At 74.1% G+C, this 23,375-nt stretch carries 23 protein-coding genes and 1 pseudogene; 6 read left to right on the top strand and 18 right to left on the bottom strand.

Going from position 1 to position 23,375, the window contains the following annotated elements; translation table 11 throughout:
• Window positions 1-11: 11 nt before the first annotated feature.
• Window positions 12-986 (bottom strand): helix-turn-helix transcriptional regulator, encoded by a 975-nt coding sequence (locus O2W53_RS11510; RefSeq protein WP_269163158.1) that lies wholly within the window; start codon window positions 984-986, stop codon window positions 12-14.
• Window positions 987-1,175: 189 nt separating this feature from the next.
• Here O2W53_RS11510 and O2W53_RS11515 point away from each other — a divergent pair, with 189 nt between their 5' ends.
• Entirely contained in the window at window positions 1,176-3,074 is a 1,899-nt protein-coding gene (locus O2W53_RS11515) for an amidohydrolase (protein WP_269163159.1), read from the top strand.
• A 61-nt stretch (window positions 3,075-3,135) separates the two neighbouring features.
• Here O2W53_RS11515 and O2W53_RS11520 read toward each other — a convergent pair whose 3' ends face one another.
• The 3 genes and pseudogenes from O2W53_RS11520 to O2W53_RS23915 form a co-directional block, all read right to left on the bottom strand.
• Window positions 3,136-4,614, bottom strand: a complete 1,479-nt coding sequence (locus tag O2W53_RS11520; protein WP_269163160.1) for an APC family permease — start codon at window positions 4,612-4,614, stop codon at window positions 3,136-3,138.
• A gap of 207 nt (window positions 4,615-4,821) precedes the next feature.
• Window positions 4,822-5,277 (bottom strand): class I SAM-dependent methyltransferase, encoded by a 456-nt coding sequence (locus O2W53_RS23910; RefSeq protein ID WP_269163161.1) that lies wholly within the window; start codon window positions 5,275-5,277, stop codon window positions 4,822-4,824.
• A gap of 29 nt (window positions 5,278-5,306) precedes the next feature.
• A pseudogene (locus O2W53_RS23915) lies at window positions 5,307-5,444 on the bottom strand (hypothetical protein); the annotation flags it as partial.
• Window positions 5,445-5,518: 74 nt separating this feature from the next.
• Here O2W53_RS23915 and O2W53_RS11530 point away from each other — a divergent pair.
• Window positions 5,519-5,788, top strand: a complete 270-nt coding sequence (locus O2W53_RS11530) for a hypothetical protein (RefSeq protein WP_269163162.1) — start codon at window positions 5,519-5,521, stop codon at window positions 5,786-5,788.
• Complete coding sequence (locus O2W53_RS11535) at window positions 5,785-6,303, top strand: DinB family protein (RefSeq protein WP_269163163.1); 519 nt, start codon at window positions 5,785-5,787, stop codon at window positions 6,301-6,303. Before O2W53_RS11530 ends, O2W53_RS11535 begins: the two co-directional genes overlap by 4 nt.
• Before the next feature lie 332 nt (window positions 6,304-6,635).
• Here the strand turns inward: O2W53_RS11535 and O2W53_RS11540 are convergent, their stop codons facing one another.
• From O2W53_RS11540 to O2W53_RS11550, 3 genes are all read right to left on the bottom strand, one after another.
• Complete coding sequence (locus O2W53_RS11540) at window positions 6,636-7,973, bottom strand: PP2C family protein-serine/threonine phosphatase (protein ID WP_269163164.1); 1,338 nt, start codon at window positions 7,971-7,973, stop codon at window positions 6,636-6,638.
• Window positions 7,974-8,131: 158 nt separating this feature from the next.
• Window positions 8,132-9,040, bottom strand: a complete 909-nt coding sequence (locus O2W53_RS11545; protein WP_269163165.1) for an NAD-dependent epimerase/dehydratase family protein — start codon at window positions 9,038-9,040, stop codon at window positions 8,132-8,134.
• Window positions 9,041-9,132: 92 nt separating this feature from the next.
• Complete coding sequence (locus O2W53_RS11550) at window positions 9,133-9,729, bottom strand: universal stress protein (protein WP_269163166.1); 597 nt, start codon at window positions 9,727-9,729, stop codon at window positions 9,133-9,135.
• Window positions 9,730-10,139: 410 nt separating this feature from the next.
• On the opposite strand from O2W53_RS11550, the gene heR reads away from it, so the two are divergent.
• Window positions 10,140-10,871 carry a heliorhodopsin HeR gene (gene heR / locus O2W53_RS11555; RefSeq protein ID WP_269163514.1) on the top strand — a complete coding sequence of 244 codons (732 nt, stop codon included), beginning with the start codon at window positions 10,140-10,142 and terminating at the stop codon, window positions 10,869-10,871.
• Between the two features lie 46 nt (window positions 10,872-10,917).
• Here heR and O2W53_RS11560 read toward each other — a convergent pair whose 3' ends face one another.
• The 4 genes from O2W53_RS11560 to O2W53_RS11575 form a co-directional block, all read right to left on the bottom strand.
• Entirely contained in the window at window positions 10,918-11,070 is a 153-nt protein-coding gene (locus O2W53_RS11560; protein WP_269163167.1) for a hypothetical protein, read from the bottom strand.
• Complete coding sequence (gene ggt, locus O2W53_RS11565; protein ID WP_269163168.1) at window positions 11,067-12,962, bottom strand: gamma-glutamyltransferase; 1,896 nt, start codon at window positions 12,960-12,962, stop codon at window positions 11,067-11,069. Before ggt ends, O2W53_RS11560 begins: the two co-directional genes overlap by 4 nt.
• A 120-nt stretch (window positions 12,963-13,082) precedes the next feature.
• Window positions 13,083-13,733, bottom strand: coding sequence for a response regulator (locus O2W53_RS11570; protein WP_269163169.1), 651 nt, complete (start codon window positions 13,731-13,733; stop codon window positions 13,083-13,085).
• Window positions 13,730-15,010, bottom strand: coding sequence for a sensor histidine kinase (locus tag O2W53_RS11575; RefSeq protein WP_269163170.1), 1,281 nt, complete (start codon window positions 15,008-15,010; stop codon window positions 13,730-13,732). Before O2W53_RS11575 ends, O2W53_RS11570 begins: the two co-directional genes overlap by 4 nt.
• Window positions 15,011-15,199: 189 nt before the next feature.
• Here O2W53_RS11575 and O2W53_RS11580 point away from each other — a divergent pair, with 189 nt between their 5' ends.
• Both O2W53_RS11580 and O2W53_RS11585 read left to right on the top strand, forming a co-directional pair.
• Window positions 15,200-16,162, top strand: a complete 963-nt coding sequence (locus O2W53_RS11580; protein WP_269163171.1) for an ABC transporter ATP-binding protein — start codon at window positions 15,200-15,202, stop codon at window positions 16,160-16,162.
• On the top strand, window positions 16,159-16,965 hold the full coding sequence (locus tag O2W53_RS11585) for a hypothetical protein (protein WP_269163173.1): 807 nt from the start codon (window positions 16,159-16,161) through the stop codon (window positions 16,963-16,965). The genes O2W53_RS11580 and O2W53_RS11585 overlap by 4 nt, the downstream gene beginning before the upstream one ends.
• Before the next feature lie 76 nt (window positions 16,966-17,041).
• Here the strand turns inward: O2W53_RS11585 and O2W53_RS11590 are convergent, their stop codons facing one another.
• The 7 genes from O2W53_RS11590 to O2W53_RS11620 form a co-directional block, all read right to left on the bottom strand.
• Window positions 17,042-17,560: a hypothetical protein gene (locus tag O2W53_RS11590; RefSeq protein WP_269163174.1), complete on the bottom strand. Its 519-nt coding sequence runs from the start codon at window positions 17,558-17,560 to the stop codon at window positions 17,042-17,044.
• A gap of 155 nt (window positions 17,561-17,715) precedes the next feature.
• Entirely contained in the window at window positions 17,716-18,708 is a 993-nt protein-coding gene (locus O2W53_RS11595; RefSeq protein WP_269163176.1) for a Brp/Blh family beta-carotene 15,15'-dioxygenase, read from the bottom strand.
• 16 nt (window positions 18,709-18,724) lie between these two features.
• Complete coding sequence (locus O2W53_RS11600) at window positions 18,725-19,564, bottom strand: bacteriorhodopsin (RefSeq protein WP_269163178.1); 840 nt, start codon at window positions 19,562-19,564, stop codon at window positions 18,725-18,727.
• Window positions 19,565-19,673: 109 nt separating this feature from the next.
• The gene (locus O2W53_RS11605; protein ID WP_036336101.1) at window positions 19,674-20,306 is read right to left on the bottom strand and encodes a response regulator; all 633 of its coding nucleotides are present in this window, start codon (window positions 20,304-20,306) and stop codon (window positions 19,674-19,676) included.
• Window positions 20,299-21,558, bottom strand: a complete 1,260-nt coding sequence (locus O2W53_RS11610) for a sensor histidine kinase (protein ID WP_269163182.1) — start codon at window positions 21,556-21,558, stop codon at window positions 20,299-20,301. Before O2W53_RS11610 ends, O2W53_RS11605 begins: the two co-directional genes overlap by 8 nt.
• A gap of 36 nt (window positions 21,559-21,594) precedes the next feature.
• Window positions 21,595-22,368 carry an ABC transporter permease gene (locus tag O2W53_RS11615; protein ID WP_269163184.1) on the bottom strand — a complete coding sequence of 258 codons (774 nt, stop codon included), beginning with the start codon at window positions 22,366-22,368 and terminating at the stop codon, window positions 21,595-21,597.
• Window positions 22,365-23,324, bottom strand: a complete 960-nt coding sequence (locus tag O2W53_RS11620; RefSeq protein ID WP_269163186.1) for an ABC transporter ATP-binding protein — start codon at window positions 23,322-23,324, stop codon at window positions 22,365-22,367. The genes O2W53_RS11615 and O2W53_RS11620 overlap by 4 nt, the downstream gene beginning before the upstream one ends.
• Window positions 23,325-23,375 lie beyond the last annotated feature (51 nt).

The raw sequence follows: 23,375 nt of genomic DNA on the forward strand, positions 1-23,375 counted from the left end.
AGCGAGGCCGGTCAGGTGGGCCGGTCGCTCCGCGGCTGCTGTGCCAGGCCGTGCCGGATCGCCGTCCTGCGGAACGTCTGGGGAGCCTCCCCGAACTCGCGGGTGAACGCCCGCGAGAACACGCTGGGGTCCCGGAGGCCCCACCGCGCCGCGAGGGCCGACACGGGGACGTCGACGTTCCGCGGGTGCAGCAGCTCCTCGCGGATCCGTTCGAGCCGCTTGGTCCGAACGTACCCCGTGACCGTCGTCCCGTGGTCGGCGAAGAGCTTCCGGATGTAGCGCGTCGACAGGAAGTGGGCGGCGGCCAGGGCCTCGGTCGTCAGCAGGTGGTCGGCCAGCCGGAGGTCCAGCCAGTCCGTGAGCTCGCCGAACAGCATCGTGGAGCGCTCCCCGACCGCCGTTCCCCGGGACTCGGCGACGATCGCGGACAGGCACGCGAGCACGGCGTCGCCCAGGTGCTGTCCGGCTGCCGGCGGTGGCGGCCGGTCCGCGTCGACCATCGTCGCGAGCAGGGCTCCCAGTGCAGCAGCGCCGGCGAAGGCGGACAGATCGCGGGCGACGAGTGCGTCCCGGTCGTCCCGGCGGATGCGCAGCGCCTGGTCGCGGACGTGCGCCACCAGGTACCGGTGCGGCGCCTCGGAGTGCAGGGCGAACGGGGTCACCCCGTCGTACAGGGCGACCTGGCCGCTCCCGAGGTCCACCGCCCGACGGTCCTGGGTGATCCGCATCGCCCCGGCGACGACGTAGCCGAAGACGAACCCGGGGTTCTCGGCGACGACCTCCTCGACGGGCTCGTGCCGGTACGGCGCCACGTCGACGACGCTCCCCTCGAGCAGACAGCAGTCGACGTCCCGCATCCGCCACTGCCGCGCGACCCTGACGTCGGTGTCGCACTGCACGACGACGGCGTCGCGCGCTCGGTGGTCTCCCCGGCGGGTGTCGAGGTAGCCCTCGAGCACCCGCACCGGTCGTCGTCCTCGGTCCATGCTGTCGATGACCTCCAGCGACCTTGACCCCGGCGGCACTGCCCTCGTCCGGGGCGGCACGGTCTGACCCCGGGGACGGCTCTCCCCCGTATGAACTTGGACACCTCGCAAGCGCGAACCTAGCCGTTCGATCGGGATCGCAGTTGGCGCACGAGGCACATCGGCCAACTCGACGGATGAGAGCGATCCATGGACGAACACCAGATCACCCGCCGCAGCGCACTCAAGGTCGCCGCCAGCGTCGCCGCAGCAACGGGCTTCGCCGTCGCGAGCCCGACCGCGGCACACGCCGGTCCCCGGTCCCGTCGGGGAGCGGACACCGTGGTCCTGAACGGCAAGGTGCTGACCATGCACCGCCGGCGCGACTGCGCCGAGGCGGTGGCGATGAAGGACGGGCTCATCGTCGCGGTCGGCAGCAACCGGGAGATGGCCAGGCTCGTGCACCGCGGCACGAACGTGGTCGACGCCGGCGGGGGCACGGTCCTGCCGGGCATCAACGACGGCCACCTGCACTTCAACGGGTTCGGCTTCGAGGCCAGCAACTTCGGTTTCGCAGGACCGAGGATCTACAGCTACGACGTCGCCAAGCCGACGGTCGCGGAGATCGCGGCGGTCATCGCCCAGGCCGTCGCCGAGGCACCGACCCCGGACTCGTGGATCCGGGCCAGCGGGTGGGACGGCACCCGGCTGGACCGGCTGCCGACCCGCGACGTCCTCGATGCCGTGTCCGGCGACCACCCGGTCTACATGTCCGACATCTCCCACCACGCGCTCGCCGCCAACTCCAAGGCGATGCAGCTCGCGGGCATCACGCGGGACACCCCCACTCCCTCCGGCGGCACCATCGAGAAGGACGCCGCCGGTGAGCCCACCGGCATCTTCCGCGAGTCCGCCAGCGGTCTCGTGGCCGCCGCCGTCCCCCCGTACACGCCGGCCGAGATCTCCGAGGCGATGGACTTCGCCGCCTCGGTCCTGCACTCGCTGGGCATCACCAGCCTCACGGACCCGGGCGTCAGCCTCGACCAGGTGGAGCTCTACCGCGGCAAGATCAGGGACGGCTCGCTGAAGCTCCGCTTCAACCTCATGCTCCGGGCGGGCCAGACGGCCGCCGCGCTCCAGGAGACCCTGAGCGGCCTCACGTCGACGCGGGACGACGACCCGCGCATGCTGCGCGTCGGCGAGGTCAAGGTGCTGGCGGACGGCGTGCCCACCGACGCCGCGACCTCGTGGCTGTACGAGCCGTTCCTCGACGGGCGCAACGGCCACCTGCTCAGCGCCGGGGAGGACGACGCCGAGCGGCTGGCGTCCCTGCGGGAGATCATCGCGGTCGCCGCGGCGAACGGCTTCCAGGTCGGCACCCACGCCACCGGGGACGCGGCCATCGACGCGGTCGTCGCGGGGTACCTCGCCACGAGGACCAACGCGCTGCGCCACTACGTCATCCACGGCGACCTCACGCCGCTGAAGACGTTGGAGCTGATGGCCGCGAACGACATCGGGGTCAGCTTCAACCCGACGATCAAGCAGGTCTACAGCCGCTTCTTCGACTCCACGATCGGCCCCGAGCGCGTCGACTACCAGTGGCCCTTCCGGTCGGCCCTTGACGCCGGCGTCAAGGCGTCGAGCGCATCCGACGCCGCCGTCGTGACCCCCGACTGGCTCATCGGTGTCGCCGGCGCGGTCACCCGTCTCGGCTTCGACGGCAAGCTGGGCGGGATCAAGCAGGCCATCACGATCGAGGAGTCGCTGCGCTCCTACACCTGCACCCCGGCCTGGCAGGACCACGCCGAGGGCTGGAAGGGCCAGCTGCGGCCGGGCTTCGCCGGCGACGTGACGATCCTGGACGGCGACCTCCTCCAGGCGAGGACCGCGGAGGAGATCACCGGGCACCAGGTCATCGGCACGGTGTTCGGGGGCCAGGTGGTGTACGACGCCACCACGTCGACGGCGCCGGGCATGCGCGCCGGCGCCGCGAAGGTCGCCGCCTACCGGCACCAGTCGTCGGTGGCGTGCAGCACGAAGGGCGCCGGTTGCTGCTGCCGCGCCAACGAGGAGCTGATGTCCCGGCAGCACAGCGGCCGCGCGTGAGGTCCAGCGGCTCGTAGGGGCAGGCGGCGCCGCGCTCGGCACGGCGCCGCCTGCCCCGCTCTCACTCCCGGGCTGCCACGCCCTCCGCCGGCGGCACGGGCGAGGGGTCGAGGCGTTCGAGATCGGTCTCCAGCAGCTGGTAGACCTCCGGACGGCGGCTGCGCAGGACCGGCGCGTAGAGCAGGCCACCGACCAGGGCGAGGACCAGCAGCCAGGGCAGCAGCCGCACGTAGAGGGCGTCGGAGCCGGCCAGCAGCGGGAAGTTGCCGAGCGCCAGGACGCACATCGCCAGCAGCCCCAGCATCCCCAGCCCGGGGGCCACGAACGTCGTCCACCAGCGCGGGTCCCGACGGCGCCGGAAGTGCACGACGATGGAGAAGGCGGCCAGCAGCTGCAGCACCAGGACGCACAGCGTGCCGAAGCCGATCATGACGGGCACCAGGCTGGTGATCGGGTCGAGCCCCAGGACCGCGAAGAAGCCGGCCACCAGCAGGGCGAAGGCCAGGTTGGTCACCAGCGCGGTCTGCGGCACGCCGTTGGTCCGTGTCCTGGCCAGCCCACCCGGGAGGATGCCCACCCTGCCCAGGGAGTACAGGTACCGAGCGGCCATGTTGTGGAAGGCCAGCAGGGCGGCGAACAGGCTCACGATCAGCAGCACCTGTGCCACCACGAGCAGCGTGGAGCCGAGGTACTCCTCGAAGAGCACGAAGAGGAGGTCGCCGGTCTCGAGCCGGTCGAGCGCGACCTGCTGGGCGTCGCTCACCCCGGCGGCGCTCACGATGGCCCAGACCGTCAGGGCGTGGATGAGACCGATGAGGGTGATCGCGGTGTAGGTCGCCCGCGGCACGGTGCGCTCCGGATCGCGTGACTCCTCGCTGAACAGCGAGGTCGCCTCGAAGCCCAGGAACGCCGTCGCGGCCAGCAACAGGGCGACACCGACGGACCCGCCGAACATCACGTCCACGGTGAACACCTCCACGCTCAACCCGGTCTGGACCAGCACCGAGACGCAGAAGGCCAGCAGGGTCAGGGTCTCCAGCACGAGCGCGACGCCGAGCACCTTGGCGCTGATGTCGATCCCGCCCCGGGCCAGGAGGAAGGAGAGGACCATCAGGACGGCGCCGGCCAGGAACCAGTTGAGCTCCACCCCGACCAGGTCGGCGACGATGATCGAGGTGAAGAACCCGGTGGTGCCCACGGCGCCGGCGACGAAGAAGTTGTAGCCCATGGTGGCGATGAAGCCCGCGACCAGACCACCGGGCCTGCCGATCCCCTTGACGACGAAGGCGTAGAAGCCGCCGGCGTTGACCAGCTCGCGGGACATCTGCGCGTACCCGACGGCGAAGAGCAGCAGGATCGCAGCGACGGCGAGCACGGCGAAGACCAGGCCGCTGCCGTTGCCGAGCGCGATCGCCAGCGCCATGACGACGATGGCCCCGGTGAGGGGCGCGACCGCGGCGAGCACGAGGAACACGACCCCGGGCACGCCGAGCTGGTCGGGAGCGAGCCGTGAGGTGGAGCCGGAGGTGGGCGTGGCCATTCCGCTTCCCTTCTCCCCGGAGCTCGACGTCGAGGTCCGGGACGGTGTGGAGTGAGCGCCGCGGTGTGGGGACCTGCTCCCCAGCACCCGGGCGGGGACATCGGTCGAGCGTGCTGGTCCGCACGGAGACGGACTTGGAGATGCGCGCACAGCTCTTGGCCGGCCGCGCCCGATCCAGGTCGCCACGCGGGAGACCAGGGCTCCCGGCTACTCCCGCCGGGCCGTGCCGATGACGTGCGGCGCCATGGGCAGGGGTACCCGGGTGTCGGGCATGCGGCAGCGCTCCATGCGCTCCTCGGTGAAGCCGGCCGCGGTGATCTCCGCGGCGGTGTCGCGTCCGACGTGGCACCCGCCGGCGAACAGCGGCCACACGGTGCGGTCCAGGGCGTCCTGCACGACCGTCAACGGCTGCCGCTCGGCCCGGACGTGTTCCCAGAAGACCAGCCGCCCGCCGGGGCGCAGCACTCGGTGCAGCTCCGACAGCGCGCGCGACTGGTCGGCCACGCTGCACAGGACCAGCGTGCTGACGGCGGTGTCGAACTCGCCGTCGTCGGCGGGCAGCGCCTCCGCCGTGCCGTCCACCACGCGGACCGGCACGGGTGCTCGTCCGACGGCCCGCTCTGCCAGTCCGCGCAGGTACCGCTCGGGCTCGACGGCGACCACCTCTGTGACCGCGGACGGTCCTGCTCCAGCCGGGTGACTCGTTTGTGGACGGCGGGACTGGACATCACCACATCGCGGGCGAGCCCCGCGGGACTCAGGCGCGGATCCTCGCCGAGCGTTGCCAGGCTGCGCTCGTTCCCCTCGTCCAACAGCTCGAGGTGACGCACCGCCTGCCACCTGTGGCGAGTGGTGCACGGAAGCAGAGGACGTTGTGACTACCGAGGCCAGTACGTCCAATCGGATGTCACAGGGGCAACTGGGGGCCACACTCTGGCGGGCGGCGAATCCCCTGCGCGGCTTCGTCGATCCGGGCGTCAAGCGGGCCGTCCGCCGGCAGGTCGACGGCTGGTGGCTGGAGCGTGACAACCGGGTGGTTGGCACCGACCCGTGGTCGTTCGGTGAGGTGGCCGACGTCGACGTGAGCGGGGTGGTCCGCTTGCGGCTGTGGCCCCAGCCCGGTCGGACCGGCGACGGCTCGTTCTGTGGCTGGGTCGACCGGAGGAACCCGTGACGACCCAGGGGGAGGCGATGGCCGCGCGGCCGGCTCGGCCCCGGGTGGGCGGCGAGCGGGAGCTGCTCGGCGCCTACTTGGACTTCCACCGTGCGACGGTGCTGGCCAAGCTCACCGGTCTCGACGACGACGTGCTCCGACGCCCGGTCGCGCCGACGACCATGTCGCCGCTCGGGCTGCTCCGGCACCTCACCTACGGCGAGCGGTACTGGTTCTCATACGTCTTCGCCGGCGACGAGGTCAGCGTCCCGCAGGCGGCCGGGGACCAGGACCGCGAGTGGCAGGTCGGCCCGGACGAGTCGGCCGCTGGGCTCAGGGCCGAGTACGAGGCGCAGTTGGTCCGCTCACGCGCGGTGCTGGCCGCGCACGGGCTGGACGACCTGGCCCGCCGCCCGCCCGACGGCGAGCCGCACTCGTTGCGGTTTGTGCTGGTGCACGTGCTGGAGGAGACCGCGAGGCACGTCGGTCACCTCGACGTGCTGCGCGAGGCGCTGGACGGAACGACCGGGGAGTGAGCGCGGCCTCCAGGTCCACGACCCCTTCGTTGTTGCGCCGGATGTCCGTGCAGGCGTAGGTCGTGAACAGCAGGGCGACGGTGTGGAGGAGGTCGCCCGCGCCGATCTGCTTGTCGTCGGCCTACAGCCGTGCCGTGGTCCCGGGCCGGGTTGCGACGGGGACTGGGAGCACGCTTCCGGTGTGTCCATCGACACGCGACAACCTCGGATGGAGTCCCGGCCCGTCGGGTGACTCGCGGGCCGGTCCTGGGCCTCGCTGCACCGCCCCTCCTGACGGCGGGGGGCCCACCCGCGAGGAGTCAGCCCGTGCCCCCACTCGTGGCCAGGGCCGGTCAGCTGTCGATGTCGCCGGCGGGCAGCCCGCCGATGATGCCGCGGACCAGCTCGTCGTCCCGCGGCGGACCACGCCACTCCACGAGCAGCAACGAGGCGTCGTCGCTGGTGCGACCGCCCCGGGCCGCCATGAGGGTGTGCGACAGCAGCCGGACCGTCTCGGCCACGCTCATCCGGTCGGCGCTGGTCTGCTCGACCAGCTCCCGCAGCCGGCCCTCGCCGAACTGCATCCCGTCCGCCAGCCGTTCCTCGACGACGCCGTCGGTGAAGAAGAGCACCCGGTCACCCGGCTCGAGCTGGGTCGTCTGCACCGACGGCGCGGCGCCCCCGAACCCCACGGGGCGGCTGATCGGGCCGGTCAGCTCGTCGACGGCGCCGCTCGGGCGGATCCGCAGGGCTGCCGGGTGGCCCGCGTTCACCCAGCTGAGCGTCCCGGTCTCGGTGTCCAGCCGGCCCACCTGGGCCGTCGCGAAGCGCCCCGGGTGGGTCGAGCCCAGGACGTCGTCCATGTGCACGTAGAGGTCCGGCAGCGACGCAGCGGACCGCCGGCCGTGCCGGTAGGCGGCGACCACGACGGTGGCCATGATGGCTGCCTCCAGCCCGTGGCCCATGGCGTCGAACACCGCCAGGTGCAGGACGTGCTCGTCCAGGGCGTAGTCGAAGCTGTCCCCGCCGACGTCGTACGCCGGTTCCAGGATGCCGGCGAGGGCCACGTCCGGAGTGGTCATGATCAGCGGCGGCAGCGTCTGCCACTGCAGATGGGCCGACAGGCTCAACGGTGCCGCGGCCCGCACCCGGGCGAACGTGCCGGTGTAGAGCGACTTGGTCACGATGAGGTCGGCCGTCAGCCCGGCCAGCCGCTGGGCGAGCCGACGGTCGTCGTCGTCCACCCCGGGGAGGGTGAACGCCAGGACGCCGACCCGGTCCGAGCCGTCGAGCATCGGCAGGTACAACCGCACGGACCCGTCGGGCAGCTTCTGCTCGATGCGGGCGTCCTGGGTGAAGGCGCGGCCCGGCCAGCTCCCGTCGATCGGCGTCGTCACGCCGACGAGACCTGTGCCGGCCAGTGGCTGCAGGGTCCGCTGGTCGTAGTCCTGCAGCCAGATGCTGACGTCGGTACCGCCGACGGCGGCGATCTCCTGCGCCACCAACGGCCCCACCAGTCGGGCCGGCATGAGGTGGGCCCGGTCGAGCAGGGACCCCAGGACCCGCTCGCCGAGGCTCTCGGTGCGGGACCGGCCCGCTGCGTCCACGAAGCCCGAGCCCGAGCCCGAGCCCGAACCGGGACCCGGCTCCTGCACGACGATGCCGAGGTGATCGTGCCCGTCGTCCCGCATCGGTTCTCCAACCAGGTCCCGCCCATGAGAGTGACCCGTCGGCGACCCAGGCGCACCGGCTGTGCGCCGGGTGGAACAGCATGGTCCCGACCGTGGGACCGCGTGTCGATCACCCTAGCCGCAGTGGTCGAGGACGTTCCCGGGAGAGCGCGGGGCGGTCACGCGCGGGTCGTCAGGCCCCGCCGCAGCTCGTCCATGGCCTGCGCGAGGCCCACCCGCGGCACCCAGCCCCACCTCCGCGCGCGGTCGGTGAGCAGCTGCCCGGTCCAGACCGGCTCGTCGGTCCACTCGGGCGCGACACCGAGCGCGTCGGTCACCGTGCCGAGGTAGTCCCGCCACGTCGCGGGTTCGCCGGCGACGACGACCGGGGTGGTGCCACCGGCCACGGGGCCCCCCTCCGCGTCCTCGGCGGTCGCGACGGCGCCCGTGGCGACGTCCGCGATCAGGACCGCCAGGTCGTCGACGTGCACCCACGCGAAGGTCTTCGCCGGGTTCACCCGGCGCTCACCGTCGCCGACCGCCTGCGGTCGCAGCGTGTTCCAGACCGACGTGTCGCCGGCGCCCATGATCGCCGGCGGGCGGACCAGCACGGTGGTGAGCCCACCGACCTGCGCCAGCGCGGCATCGGTGGCGTTCTTGGTGTCGGGGTAGTCGCCGCTGCCCTCGGGCAGCAGTGCGCCGTCCTCGGCCAGGTCCCCGACCCCGGCCGAGCGGTCGTAGACCCCGGCCGTCGACATGTGCACGAGCCGGCCGACGCCGGCGTCCCGCGCCGCCCGAGCGACGACCGACGTGCCCTCGACGCCCACCCGGTGCTGCACCTCCCGGGACGAGCCCATCGGGTGGACCGTCGTGACGACCGCGTCGGCACCCTGGACCACCTCGCGGGCGAAGTCCTCGTCGGCGGGGTCGCCGACGTGCTCGGTGACCCCGTCGAGCACGGGCGCACTGCCGGCGCGGCGGACGACGGCGCGCACCCGCGCCGACCGCTCGACGAGCGCGCGGCACACCGCGGTGCCCACCAGTCCGTTCGCACCGGTCACCACGACGACGGGAGAGGACGCGACCATGCCGGCCACACTGCCAGCCGCCGCGCCACGGCGCTGCCCAGCTGCCTCCGGACGTCCAGGCGGCAGCCGCGCCGGGACCGGCCAGCCTCCACTCAGTCGGGCGCGTCGACCCTGCCCCGTCCCTCGCTGGGCCGCTGCTCCTGCCGCTCACGATGCAGACGCAACCGGTGGCTGTGGGCCTCGGGGGAATGGACCACGGTGACCGGGCAGGCGGCGTGCATCGCACACTGCATGCTCGTCGAGCCGAGCAGCATGGTGTGGAAGCCGCCGTGCCCGCGACTGCCCACGACGAGCAGGTCCGCGCCGTCCGACTCACGGATGAGCGCCTCTGCTGGCGGGCCCAGCGCGGCGCGGACCTCCACATCGGGCAGCGGGCCGTCGAAGTCACGGGCGGCCTCGTCGATCGCGGTGCGGACCTTGTCCTCACTCTGGCTGCGCAGCGTGTCGTGCAGGCGTCGTTCCTCGGGCGAGCCGATCCCGTCGTAGTCCACCCACAACTCCGGCAACCGGTAGGCGATCACCGCCTCGACCGGCACGCCTCGCCGTGCTGCGTCCTCGAGTGCGAATCTCAGTGCGGCCTTCGAGCCCCCGGAGCCGTCGACGGCTGCCACCACCCGGCGACCATGCATGACCTCGGGTTCGGCCGGAGCCGCGCCGACGTAGAGGTCGGCCTCCTCGTCGTACACCACGCCACCTCCTCGATCCAGCAACACCGTTCGGCACCTGGCCCGGCGGCATCCTGCTCGGGGTCTCCGGGCCGGTCAGTCCCGCGGCGGGACCGCGACCGGGACGCCGGTCCTCTCGACCGTCCGGGGCACCGTCATGACCTCATGGTCCTCCGCCGGAGCCCGCCTCACCAGGGCCCGTGGCTCGTGGTGACCCGGTCGTGACGGGTCGCGGATCGGTCGGTGTCGGGGCTCGCGCGGCCGGACCTCGCCCGGTCCGCCTTCGCCGGCGCGCTATCGTCGAGTATCAGGAGACTGATGGTCGACTGCCGGAAGGGCAGCGTCCCGGTCCTCCCCCGACCAGGAGGTCGTCGTGAGCGAGCTCGGCAGTCCAGGACCTGCACCGGGCCGCGACCGGGGTCGACGACGCGCGCCTGGCTGGCCTCCGGCGCTGGAACCTGGCGCTGACCGTGCTGCACGCCGCCCAGGCCGCCGCCGTCCTGCTGCTGGCGAGCAGCTTCGCCATCACCGTGACGACGTCCTTCCCGGCCGGTCCGCCAGGCACGGCGGTGCCGGCGCCGGAGCCCCTGGTCGACATCGGGGTGGGGGCCGCCATCGCGGTCTTCCTCGGGCTCGCCGCGGTGGACCACCTGCTGACCGGCACGGTGCTCCGGCGGCGCTACGAGACCGACCTGCGCCGCGGCATCAACCGGTTCCGCTGGGTCGAGTACTCGGTCAGCTCCACCATCATGGTGCTGCTGATCTGCACCTACACCGGCATCACCGGGCTGAGCGCACTCATCGGCATCGCCGGCGCCAACGTCGCGATGATCCTCTTCGGCTGGTTGCAGGAACGGATGAACCCGCCCGGCCGCACCCGGACGACGATGCTGCCGTTCTGGTTCGGGTGCGTCGCCGGAGCCGCGCCCTGGGTGGCGATCACCGCCAACGTCCTCGGGGCCGCGCAGATCCCCGGTTTCGTCCTCGGGATCTTCGGATCGCTGTTCGTCTTCTTCATGAGCTTCGCGGTCAACCAGTGGCTGCAGTACCGGGAGATCGGCCCGTGGCGCAGCTACGCCTACGGCGAGCGGGGCTACCTGGTGCTGAGCCTGGTCGCCAAGAGCGCGCTCGCCTGGCAGGTCTTCGCCGGCTCGCTGGCCACCTGACCCACCGCCCGACCGGTCCGCGTCCGGGCCTGGTCGGCGGCGGGGATCACGCGGACGGTGCGTCGCCCGGGTCCTCCTCGGGCTCGAACGTCCCGCCGTCGTCGTCCGACAGGCCGATCTCCACGCCGCGGCCGTCCGCCTGTGGCGGGTCGGCGTCCGGCCGGCGGGCGTCGGGGTCCGGTGCATCTGGTGTGGTCACGGGGCTCTCCTGTCGTTCGGCCTGCTGCGGACCGTCACTCGTCGCCGAGCCCGGGGGCGAGGCCGGGCACGTCCGGTACGGCTGCGAGGGTTGTCGAGGAGGTCGCGCACGACACCCGCGCTGCCACCGCCGCGGCGGTCGGGCTCCGCGGCGGCCAGCAGCAGGCCGCCCGGGAGGTACTCGATGCCGGTGGCCGCACCGATTTCCTCCACGACGCTGAACTCGTGCCCGAGTGCCTCGAGGGGCGGCCCGTACGCGGCGATGAACGCCGGTTCCGCGGACACCGCGGGGGTGTTCCGCTGGCTGGCCCGGGGCGCGGCGATCGCCAGGGCGAGGTTCATGTCGCGGTCGATGCGGTTGACCAGGGTCTGCAGCACCGTCGTGATGATCGTGCTGCCGCCCGGGGAGCCGAGGGCGAGCACCGGCTCACCGTCGTGCAGCACGATCGTCGGCGCCATGCTGCTGCGCGGCCGCTTGCCCGGGGCGGGCAGGTTCGGCTCGGGCGTCATGGGGTCGGCGGCGGCGAAGGTGAAGTCGGTCAGCTCGTTGTTGAGCAGGAACCCGCGGCCGGGCACCGTGATCCCGCTGCCACCGGTCTGCTCGATCGTCAGCGTGTAGCTGGCGATGTTGCCCTCGGCATCGCCGACCGTGAGGTGCGTGGTGGAGGGGCCTTCCGTGCCCTCCCCCACCGTGAGCTCGCCCGCTGCCGGGCACGGGCCGTACTCGCCGTCCGGGTCGCCCGCCGGGGTCGGCTTCTCCAGCGCGGCGGCCGGGTCGATGGCGCAGGCCCGCTCCGCGGCGAAGTCGTCGGAGAGCAGCTCGGCCAGCGGCACCTGGGTGTACGCCGGGTCGCCGACGTAGGCGTTGCGGTCCGCGAAGGCCAGCGCACTGGCCTCCAGGTAGTGGTGCAGCACCGGCACGGCGGGCAGCTGACCGAGGTCGAACGGCTCCAGGATGTTGAGTGCCTCGCCGACGGTCGACCCACCACTCGACGGCGGGGCCATCCCGTAGACCTCGAGCCCCCGGTACCCGACCATGGTCGGCTCCCGCAACAGGGCGTCGTACAGCGCCAGGTCGACGTCCTCGAGCAGCCCCGCGCGGACGTCCTCGACGCCCGTCGCCTCGGCTGGGTCCTGGGCCGTCCGCACGATCTCCCCGGCCAGCTCCCCGGCGTAGAACGGCTCCACGCCCTCATCCGCCAGCAGCCGGTAGGTCTCCGCGAGGTCGGGGTTGGCGAACACCGACCCCACCTCGGGCAGGGCCCCGCCCGGCAGGAACAGCTCGGCACTCGGCTCGAACGTGCGGAACTTCTCCTCGTTCTCCGCGGTCTGCTGCCGGAACGTCTCGTCGACGACGAAGCCCTCGTCGGCCAGCCGGATCCCGCCCTGCAGCGCGTCCGCGAGCGACCAGGTACCGAACTCCGCCAAGGCCGTCGCCCAGGTCTGCGGCGTGCCGGGCGTGCCCACCGACAGCCCGCTCGCCACCGCCTCGGCGAACGGCAGGGGTTCCCCTGCCTCGTCGAGGAAGGCGCCCGCGCCCATCGCCAGCGGCGCGGTCTCCCGGCCGTCGATCGAGGTGACCGCTCCGGTGTCGGCGTCGTAGTAGAGGAAGAAGCCCCCGCCCCCGACCCCCGCCGAGTAGGGCTCCGTCACGCCCAGCGCGGCGGCTGCGGCGACGGCGGCGTCCGCGGCGTTCCCGCCGGCGGCCAGGACCTCAAGGCCCACCCGGGTGGCGTCGGCATCGACCGTGGCGACCGCTCCCCCGGTGCCGACTGCCCACGGACGCTTCTCCAGCAACGGGTCGGCCGGCGCGGCGCTCGCGGGCCCGCCGGCCGCGAGGGCGCCGGCAGTCAGCGCGGTGAGGGCGACCAGGGTGGTACGCGGACGCAGCATGGAGACTCCTCGGGCGTCATCGATGCGCAGGCCCACATCGGACACCCTCCGAGCTCATCGCGCCACCCCTCCGGTGCAGGACCGTCTGCCGCCCGGGCGCCTGCGCCGCCGGCCCGCCGGTCAGCCGGTCATGAAGCCGCTCTCGTACGCGGCGATGACCGCCTGGGTCCGGTCCCGCGCCCCCAGCTTGAGCAGCACGCTGCTGACGTGCGTCTTCACCGTCTCGCGGCTGAGGAACAGCTCGGTGGCGATCTCGGCGTTGGACAGCCCGCCCGCCACCAGCCGCAGCACGTCGGCCTCGCGGCCGGTCAGCTCCGGCAGTGCGGCCGGCCCGCGGGCGCGGGAGGGGGCGTGCGAGGCGATGAGCCGGCGGGTCAGGTCCGGGAGCACCAGGGACGTCCCCCGGGCGACGACCCGGATGGCGTCGACGAGCGAGTCCGGGTCCGACCGCTTCAACGCGAAGCCGCTCGCCCCGGCCTGCAGCGAACGGAACAGGTAGTCGTCGTCCTCGAACGTGGTCAGGACCAGCACGCGGGGACGCTGCGGGTCACGCGCGACCAGCTGCCCGGTCGCCGCGATGCCGTCCATGTCGGGCATCCGGACGTCCATGAGGACGACGTCCGGATCGGTGTCGGCCGCGACGGCCAGCGCCTCCCGGCCGGTGCCGGCATCGCCCACCACGGTCAGGTCGGGCTCGCTCTCCAGGATCACCCGCAGCCCGGAGCGGACGAGCACGTCGTCGTCCACGAGCAGCAGCCGCAGGGCGGTCACGCCGCACCCGACAGCGGCAGGGTGACGCACAGGTCGAACCCGCCCGACGGCGTCCGCTCGGCGGTGAGCGTGCCGCCGGCAGCGGTCGCCCGCTCCCGGAGACCGGCCAGCCCGCGTCCGCCGCCGGGGCCGGGGCGGCCGTCCTGCTGGGCGACCGGCTCGTTGCACACCCGGACGACGAGGGTGTCCCCGCTGCGGGCGACCTGGGCGACCGTCAGCGGGGTGCCGGCGTGCCGCAGCACGTTCGTCGTCCCCTCCTGGACCACCCGGTAGGCCAGCTCCTGGACGCCGGCGGGCACGTCGTCGACGTCGCCGTCCACCACGAGCTCGACGGGCAGGCCGCCGTCCCGGAGTCCGGCGAGCAGGTCCTCGAGGTCGTCCAGCGACGGTGCGGCGAACGGGACCGGGTCGCGGCCGCCGTCCTCGGCCCGGAGCACGGTGAGCACGCGGTCGAGCTCCGCCAGCGCCGTCCGGGTGTTGGTCTCGATGTGCCCGAGCGCCTGCCGGGCGAAGTCCGGCTGCAGCGGCCGGTCGTCCGCCGGCGTCAGCGTGCGGCGGGCGGCGGTGGCCTGCAGCAGGCTGGCGGTCAGCGCGTGGCCGATGGTGTCGTGCAGGTCGCGGGCCAGCTTGTTCCGGTCGGCCAGCCGCCGGGTGCTCTGCTGCAGCGCGGCGATCCGCTGCTCGGGCGCGGTGCCGAGCAACCGGGGCGCCACGGACGCGGACAGCCGCACCAGCAGGTCGACCACCGCCAGGGTGAGGACGACGTCGAGCGCCATGAGCGCCAGCAGCGGGAGCGCGTTGAGCGGGTTCCACCCGACGTCCCAGCCCAGCACCACGAAGAGGGCGGCACCGAAGAGGACGGCGGCGGACGTGGCGACGCCGAAGAGCAGGCGGGCGCCCAGCCAGCCCAGGGCACGCCAGGTGTCGGGCGCGAGGACCAGCCGCCGGAGCTTGCGGACGACGCTGCGCTGGTCGCGGACCCGCTCCCCCTCGGGGACGTCGACACCGAGCAGTCGGCGGGCCAGCCGGCGCTCCATGCCGGCCAGCCCGCGGGTCACCGCCAGCACCAGCAGGATCAGCAGGACGCCGACGCCGTAGACCAGGGCCACCACCGAACCGATCAGCCCCAGGTACAGCGCCAGGTACAGCGCACCCAGGGGCAGGCTCGCCAGCGCGTAGAGGGCCCGACCGCGCCACCCCGGGCGGGCGGCGATCAGCACCGCCCGCAGCCGGGCGGCGAGCCTGGCCGCCGGGAGCGGGGAGGTCGTCGGGGGCACGGCCCGATCCTGGCCCACCGCCGCGCCCGGCGACTCCCCCTGCGGCGCCCCGCTCCCCTCCCCCACGTGGGGGACGCTGCTCGGCACCGTGGGGTGATCCGCCCGGGCCGGTCGGCCCGACACGCTCCGTGTCATGACTGCACCCCTCCCGTGGCGGCGACGCCGTCACGCCACCGACGGGCCGCGCGCATGATCCAGGTGCGCGGCCTCACCAAGGAGTACGGCACCACGTCCGTTCGCGGGACCAGCACCGTCCGGGCCGTCGACGACCTGACCTTCGACGTGCAGCCGGGCAAGGTGACCGGCTTCCTCGGCCCGAACGGCGCGGGCAAGTCGACCACGATGCGCATGGTCCTCGGCCTGGACCGGCCCACCGCCGGCTCCGCGCTGGTGGCCGGCCGGCCGTTCGCCACGCTGGCCGAGCCGCTCCGGACCGCCGGTGCCCTGCTCGACGCGGGCGCCGTCCACCCCGGGCGCAGCGGGCGCGACCACCTGCGGGTCGCCGCTCGCACGCACGGCATCCCGCTGCGTCGGGTGGACGACGTCGTCGACCAGGTGGGGCTCGGCCCCGCGGCCCGGCGGCGGGTGCGCGGCTACTCCCTGGGCATGCGCCAGCGGCTCGGCATCGCGACCGCGCTGCTCGGTGACCCCGCCGTCCTGCTGTTCGACGAACCGATGAACGGCCTCGACCTGGACGGGGTCCGGTGGATCCGCCGGCTGGTGCGCGGACTGGCCGACGAGGGGCGGACGGTGCTGCTGTCCAGCCACCTGATGAGCGAGATGGAGCAGACCGCCGACCACCTGGTGATCATCGGCCGCGGCCGGCTGATCGCGGACGCGTCGATGCAGGAGGTCATGCGCGGCCAGGGTGCGCAGCGGTCGGTCCGGGTGCGGACCCCGTCGCCCGACGCCCTGGTCGGCGCCCTGCGCCGCCGACGGCTGCAGGTGCACCCCACCGAGGACGGCGACCTGCTGGTCGAGGGCACGACGGCGGAGACCGTCGGCGACGTCGCGCTGGAGACCGGTGTCGCGGTGCACCGGCTGGCCGAGGAGCACTCCTCGCTGGAGCAGGTCTACCTCGACCTCACCGGCGACAGCGTCCAGTACCGGGTCGCCGTCGCGCCCGAGCCGGCCGGACTGGTGCAGCGATGAGCGCGGCGGAGCTCGCCGTCCCGACGACGGGGACGGCGACCACCGAACCGGGGACGGCGACCGTCTTCCGGCGCGCCGCCGGCGCCGAGTGGCTGCGACTGCGCACGGTCCGGACGACGTGGTGGTGCCTGCTGGCGGCCGCGGTCACCGTCGTGGGCATCGGCGCCACCGCGGCCTTCGACGAGGCGACCGGACCGGCCGATCCGTTGACCGGCCTGCCGGCGACCTTCGCCGGTGAGTTCGGCGTCCTGCTGGGCCAGTTCGCGCTTCTGGTGCTGGCCCTGCTCGCGGTCACCCCGGAGTACGCCACCGGGTCGATCGGCCCGACCCTGCAGTGGACGCCGCGCCGGGGCGTGCTGCTGGCCGCGCGGGTCACCGTGCCGGTCGTCGTCGCCACCGTGGCCGGGGTGCTGCTCGCGCTGGTCGCCGACGTGGCCGCCTGGCTCATCGCGCCCGACCTGACCCTGACCCTGGCCGACCTGGCCGACAGCCTCGGCCGGGTCGCGGCGGTGCTGGCCGCCGGGAGCGTGCTGGCGATCGGCGTCGGCCTGCTGCTGCGGAGCACCGCCGGGGCCCTGGCCACGGTCTTCCTGCTCCAGCTGGTGCTGCCGGCCCTGCTGCCCGGGTTCGGTGTCGAGTGGATGGCCGACCTCGGGGAGCTGCTGCCGGGCACCGGTGCCGTCTGGCTGCTGCTCGGGGAGCCGGACATGACGGCAGCCGCGGCGGCGACGCTGCTGGTCGGCTGGTCGGGGGCGGCGTTGGCCGCCGGCGGCTGGTCACTGCTGCGCCGGGACGCCTCGTAGCCCGTGCGGTCAGCTCACCGGCCACGGCACGGGCGGCGGCCGGGGGCTCCCCCGGCCGCCGCCCGCGAGTCGTGCCTCAGGCCGAGGTGGACAGGCTGCGCACGCTGCTGGTCGTCGTGAGGGCGAGCCGGCGGCTGATCCGCAGCCCCTGGTCGGCCAGGGCGAACGTCGCCTCGATGACGTCCTCGGGCCGCACCAGCGCCGCCGGCACGATGCCGCGGACGATGGTCGTGATGCTCTGGACGAGCCCGGCGACGGCGTCCTCGCCACTGGTGGCGGCCTGCTGCAGCTGCCGCCGGGCGCGCTCCTGCTCCTGGTCGCGCAGCTCGGCGAGCAGGCCGGCGCGGGCCTGCTCGAGCACGCGCTCGACCTGCCGGCGCTCCTCCGTGCCGTCGGGCCCGGACGCCACCAGCTCGCCCGCGACCAGCCGCCGGGCACGCTGCGCCACGTTCTCCTGGGTCCGGGCCAGCTCCCGGAGCTCGACGTCGGAGCCGGTGGACGCCTCCGGGGCGACCCGCTCCTCGGCCTCGGGTGCAGCGCTGGGCTGGTCCTTGGTCGCCTGGCTGGACTTCGTCGTGCTCGTCGGTCCGGTCATGAGGTGCTCCTCCTGTGCTCGGTCCATCGGGACCCCCAGGCTCGGCTCGGCAGGTGAACGTCCGGGGGGCCGTGGGGGGACGACCGGCAAGTCCGCTCCGAACTCGGGCGCAGCCCAGGCGTGTCGTCCGGTGTGTCGACGGCCTGCGCCGGCGCTCAGCCGCCCGCCGACGGGGCCACCCGCTCGGGCTGGTGCCGGAGCCCGGCCGCCGTCCGCCGGTCGAGCAGCGCCACCACCGCCATGTGCGGCACGGTGAGGCCGAGGAGGACGGCCAGCGCGCCGGCCGTCCAGTCGGGTCGTTGCGCACTGAGGACGAGGAGTGCGATGCCGGCGAGGGCCACCCCGGTGGGGACTGCGGCCGCCGTGGCGTAGCGGAGCAGCGGGGCGCCGAGCCGGCCGGCCGCCAGGTCCTCGCCGTTGCGGGGGTCGAGCACGAGCAGGCGCCCGATGTGGCGGACGGCGTGCCAGCCACCGAAGTACGCCCCGAACGCCGCCGCCGGCGGAGCGAGGGTGAACAGCGCGGCCAGCAGGCCGGCCTCGGCCGCCCATCCGGGCCGGCCGCGGGCCAGCGCACCGAGGACGGTGCCGAGCAGGGCCACGCCGACGACGGCGAGCGCAGCCTGCCGGACGCCGGGTGTCAGCAACCCCGGCAGCTCCGGGGACAGTGCCGCCAGCACCCGGTCGGCCTCCTCGGGCCACCGGGCGAGCGGGACGGCGACGGGCACCCCGCCCAGACCCACGACGGGCGCGACGTCCCGCAGCGCGGGCCGCCACGGGGTCCCCGACCGCTCGGCGTCGAACGCCACCTCACCCATGCCGAAGTGCACCGCGGAGACGACGAACAACAGCAGCAGGCTCACCACCGGGGCCACCAGGAGGGCGCCCAGTGCGACCAGTGCGGTGACGGCGTAGCCGACCAGGACGCCCGGGCGCAGCATCCGCCCCGGTCGCCCGGCGACCCAGTCCGGGACCAGGTGGTCGACCGCACCGTGCGGCAACCCGACCAGCACCCCGACGGCCAGGACGCCCAGCCCCCACGCGGAGAGCTGGTCGGGCAGCAGCACGGCCACCCCGACGACCGCGCCGACGACCCCGACCGACAGCCGGGTCGTCAGCGCGGTCACCCGCAGCGGTGCGCGTGCCGTCACGACGCCACCCGGCGGATCAGGCAGCCCGACCGGGAGCCGCCACGTCGGTGATGCCGCCGCGGGGCATGGTGACGTCGGAGGCGACGGCCGCGTCGTGGCCCTCGTGCTTGCTCACCTTCTGGGCGATGATCGCCAGCAGGATGCCGTAGACGACCTTGGAGGTGACGTCGGCGACGGTGTAGGTGATCTGCCGGGCGACCACGCCGTCGGCGGAGTCCCAGATCGCCGGCATCAGGTAGGCGCCGGGGTAGAGCATCCAGGAGACCAGCAGCAGCCACCACACGGCCTTGACCAGCGGGCGGACCTCCGCGGGCAGCCGGCCGACGTTGCCGTACACGGTGCGGTACACCAGCGCCAGGATCACCAGGAAGAACACCGTGCTGATCGATCCCCAGATCCAGAACGGCGCGCTGCGCTCGACCTCGTAGAACTGGCCGGCGTAGCCGGTGTAGATCATCCCCAGCCCGGCGACGGTGAAGACGATCCAGCCACGGCGGAACGCGGCGCCGGTCACCCCCAGGACGATCAGCATCTGCAGCAGCAGCACCGGCACGTCGATCGTCCAGTTCATGTACCGGTAGCCGTTGGAGAACAGCTCGCCCGTCGAGCTGAAGGCCTCGCCGTCCCAGCTGAAGGCGTTGTCCCAGCGCTGGGAGATCACCCACAGCTCCAGGAACGCCGACAGCATCACGACCGCGGACAAGGTGGAGGACAGCTGGTACCGGGGCAGCGAGTTCTTGCTGGTCAGCAGGAAGTAGACCAAGCCCGCCGCCATCGCGGCGTAGCCGAAGGTGAAGACGTGGGACACGATGGTGAACTGGAAGAAGTCGTAGCTGAAGGTGTTCTCGACGTTCACGTCGTCTCCTGATCCGGAAGGCGGTGTCGTCGCTCTTCCGTCGTCGGCGGCGCGGCGGATGCAGGCCGGCAGCCCAGCACCGGGCGCCGAGCCCGCCCGGCGCCGTGCGTCAGACAGGCAGGATGCCGCGCTCGTAGGCGGCGGCGACGGCGGCTGCCCGGTCGGTCACGCCCAGCTTGGTGAACACGTGCACCAGGTGCGTCTTCACCGTGGCCTCGCTGACGAACAGGCTCGCGGCGATCGCCCGGTTGGGCGTGCCCTGGGCGACCAGCCGCAGGACCGCCACCTCCCGCTCGGTCAGTTCCGTCCCGGACGTGCCGCGCATCCGGGTGACCACCTGCGTGGCCACCGCCGGGGACAGCACCGACTCCCCGTCGGCCGCGGCGTGGACGGCGGCGACCAGCTGGTCGCGGGGGGCGTCCTTGAGCACGTAGCCGGTGGCCCCGGCCTCGAGCGCCGCGCGCACGTCCCGGGCGGTGGCGAACGTGGAGAGGACCAGCACCCGCACCGGGTCCTCGCGCAGCGCGACGATCGCGTCCAGCCCGTCACCCCGGGGCATCCGCAGGTCCAGCAGCAGGACGTCCGGCCGGAGGGCACGCACCAGGGCGACCGCCGCCACCCCGTCCCCCACCTCGCCGACCACCTCGACGTCCGGCACCGCGGCGAGCATGCCGCGCAGCCCGTCGCGCACCACCGGGTGGTCGTCGGCCAGCACCACCCGGACGGTGCGCCGCTCAGCCACGGGCCACCGGCAGTCGCAGCGAGACCGCCGTCCCACCACCCGGCTCGGACTCCACCAGCACCTCGCCGCCGACCCGCTCGGCTCGCTGCCGCATGCCGCGCAGGCCGAACCGGGCCCCCGCCGTCCCCGCGCCGACGGACCCGGTCGCCGGGAAGCCCACCCCGTCGTCCCGGACGTCCAGGAGGACCTCGTCGTCGAGGAAGGACAGCGTGACCCCGACGCGGGAGGCCCGGGCGTGCCGGGTGACGTTCGCCAGCGACTCCCCCGCCACCCGCAGCAGGACGGCCTCGGCGTCGTCGGGCAGGGGCCGGGCCGCGCCGGTGACGACCAGCTCGGCGCGCGCGCCGGTGCGGGTCACCCAGTCCCGCACCAGCCGGTCCAGCGCGGCCGGCGCGTCGGCGTCGTCCAGCTGGGACGGCAACAGCCCCTCCACGGACCGCCGGGCCTCCACCAGGGCGGCGCGGGCGAGCTCGGTCGCCGCGTCCACCCGCTGCGCGACGGCTGCGGGGGCGGCGTCGCCGGTGACCGCCTGCAGCTGGGTGACCACCCCCACCAGGCTCTGCGCGATGGTGTCGTGGATCTCCAGGGCCAGCCGCTCCCGCTCCTCGTGCCGGCCCGCCTCCCGGGCGCGCTGCAGGAGCGCCGCGTGCAGGTCGGCGTTCTCGGCCAGCGCATCGGCCAGCCGGGCGTTGGTCCGCTCCAGCTCGTCGATGGTGGCGACCCGCGCCGCGGCGAGCGCGTGCTCGTCACGCTCCATCCGGACGAAGAACAGCACGAGCCCCGCGTTGAGCGCGAACAGCCCCAGGAACGCTGCGGCCTGGGTCCGGTCGGCCGGTGGCAGGCCGCCGGACTGCGCACCGGCCAGGGTGAGCGCGGTGAGGAGCACCAGCGGGGTCACCAGCCGGCGCGGCGCGTGCTCGACCGTGTCGAAGTAGCCGACGAAGGCGAAGGCCCCGAAGAACGGGTTGATCAGGACCAGGACGAAGGCGGCGACGGTGCGGGCGGAGACGTAGACCGCACTGAGCCGGTCCGGGCCGCCCGGACGGCGGTCCCACCGGCGGTCGACCACCCAGGCGTGCCCGGCCGCGATCGCGCCGACCAGCGCCGCCGCGGCAGCCCACGCTGCCGGCCCCCGGTCGAACAGGTGCATCGACGCGGCGGCGAGCGCGGAGGCCAGGACGAGGACCAGGTAGGGGCCGCGCCGGAGCAGGAAGCGCCACCGCACCTCGACGGCGGCCGCCGGACCCGTCACCGGCCCCTCCCCTCCACGGAGCTCACTGCGCAGACCTCACTGCCAGCGGAAGCATCGCACCGCCAGGACCGACAGCACGACGGCCCAGCCGGCGACGACCAGCACCTGCAGCAGGGTCGGCAGCTCTCCGGCCTGGGCCCGGTCCAACGCCAGCGCTGCCGCACCGGTCGGCGTCGCGGCCACGACGTCGCGGACCAGCCCGCTCATCGCGCTCGCCGGGTACCAGACACCGGCGGTGAACATGAGCGGGAAGAAGACGACGGTGCCCACGGTGGAGGCGGCCCGGGAGGAGGGCGCCGCCCCGGACACCAGCGCCCCGATGCCGAACACGGCGACCAGCGCGAGCAGGTAGGCCAGCGCCCAGGCCGGCAGGGCGGCGGGCAGCGGGACGCCGAACGCCAGCCGGCCGACGGCGAGCACGAGGACCACCGACACCAGCACCGCGGCCGCGTGCAGGGCGACCTGCGCACCGAGCACGTGCGCGGCCCGGGCCGGGGTGGTGGCGATCCGGCGCAGCACCTGACGTTCCCGGTAGGCGCTGATCACCGCCGGCATCGCCGTGACCCCGGCCATGATCGCGGCCAGCAGGCAGGACACCGGCACGTAGGCGGCCACGAAGCTGACCCCGCCGAACTCCGCGGACGGCTCGTCGAACCCCGGGACGAGGCCGAGCACGACCAGCAGCAGAGTGGGGAACAGCAGGATCCAGAACAGCGAGCCGGGCTCGCGCAGGAACAGCCGGGCCTCGGTGGCCAGGACGGCCCGGCCCGGGCGGGCCCGACGGCTGCTGGTGGTTCGGGTGGCGGTCACGCGGACTCCTGCAGGGTGGGGGCGGCATCGGGGCGGTGCAGGGCGGGGGCGGCATCGGGACGGCGGACGAGGTCGAGGTAGGCGTCGTCGAGGGTGGTGGCGGAGACCCGCAGGCCGACCGGCTCCACGCCACGGGTCTGCAGTGCGTGGAGCACCGCGAGGACGCCGTCGTCGGTGCCGACGACCTCGAGCCGGTCACCGCCCCGTTCGACCCCACCGACGCCGGGCAACCCGGACAGGGCCGCCGCGGGGAGGACGTCGGCGGGAGCGGTGAAGGACATGAGCGTCGAGTTCGCCGAGCGGGCGACCACCTGCTCGGGCGTCCCCTCGGCGACGACGCGGCCGGCGGCCATGACGGCGATCCGGTCGCAGAGCTGCTTGGCCTCCTCCATCAGGTGGGTGACCAGCACGACGGTGGTGCCGCCGTCGCGGACCTCCCGGACCAGCTGCCAGGTGTCCCGGCGGGCCTCCGGGTCCAGGCCGGTGGTCAGCTCGTCGAGCAGCACCACCCGGGGCCGGCCGACGAGGGCGGTGGCGATCGCCAGTCGCTGCTGCTGGCCACCGGAGAGGTGGGCGTACCGGGTGTCCGCGACCTGCCGCAGGCCGAGGCGCTCGAGGAGCTCGCCCGGATCAGCGGGGTCGTCGTGGAAGGCGGCCACCATGGCCACCGCCTCACGGGCGGTGAGCTTGGCCTGCAGCCCGGAGCTCTGCAGCTGCACGCCCAGCAGGCGGGTGACGGCGCGACGGTCCTGCCAGGGCACGTGCCCGGCCACGCGGACCGTGCCGTGGTCGGGACGGGTGAGCCCGGCCATGCACTCGACCGTCGTCGTCTTGCCGGCGCCGTTGGGCCCGAGCACGCCGACGATCTCGCCGTCGTGGACGTCGAGGTCGACGTGCTCGACGGCCACGGCGGAGCGGTACGTCTTGCGGAGGTCGCGGACCTCGATCAGTGGCATGGCACGACACTGGCAACGGCGCCTCGTCGTGCCATCGACCGACCGGCTGGA

This window comes from Modestobacter sp. VKM Ac-2978, assembly GCF_026968025.1.
Taxonomy (GTDB): Bacteria; Actinomycetota; Actinomycetes; order Mycobacteriales; family Geodermatophilaceae; genus Modestobacter.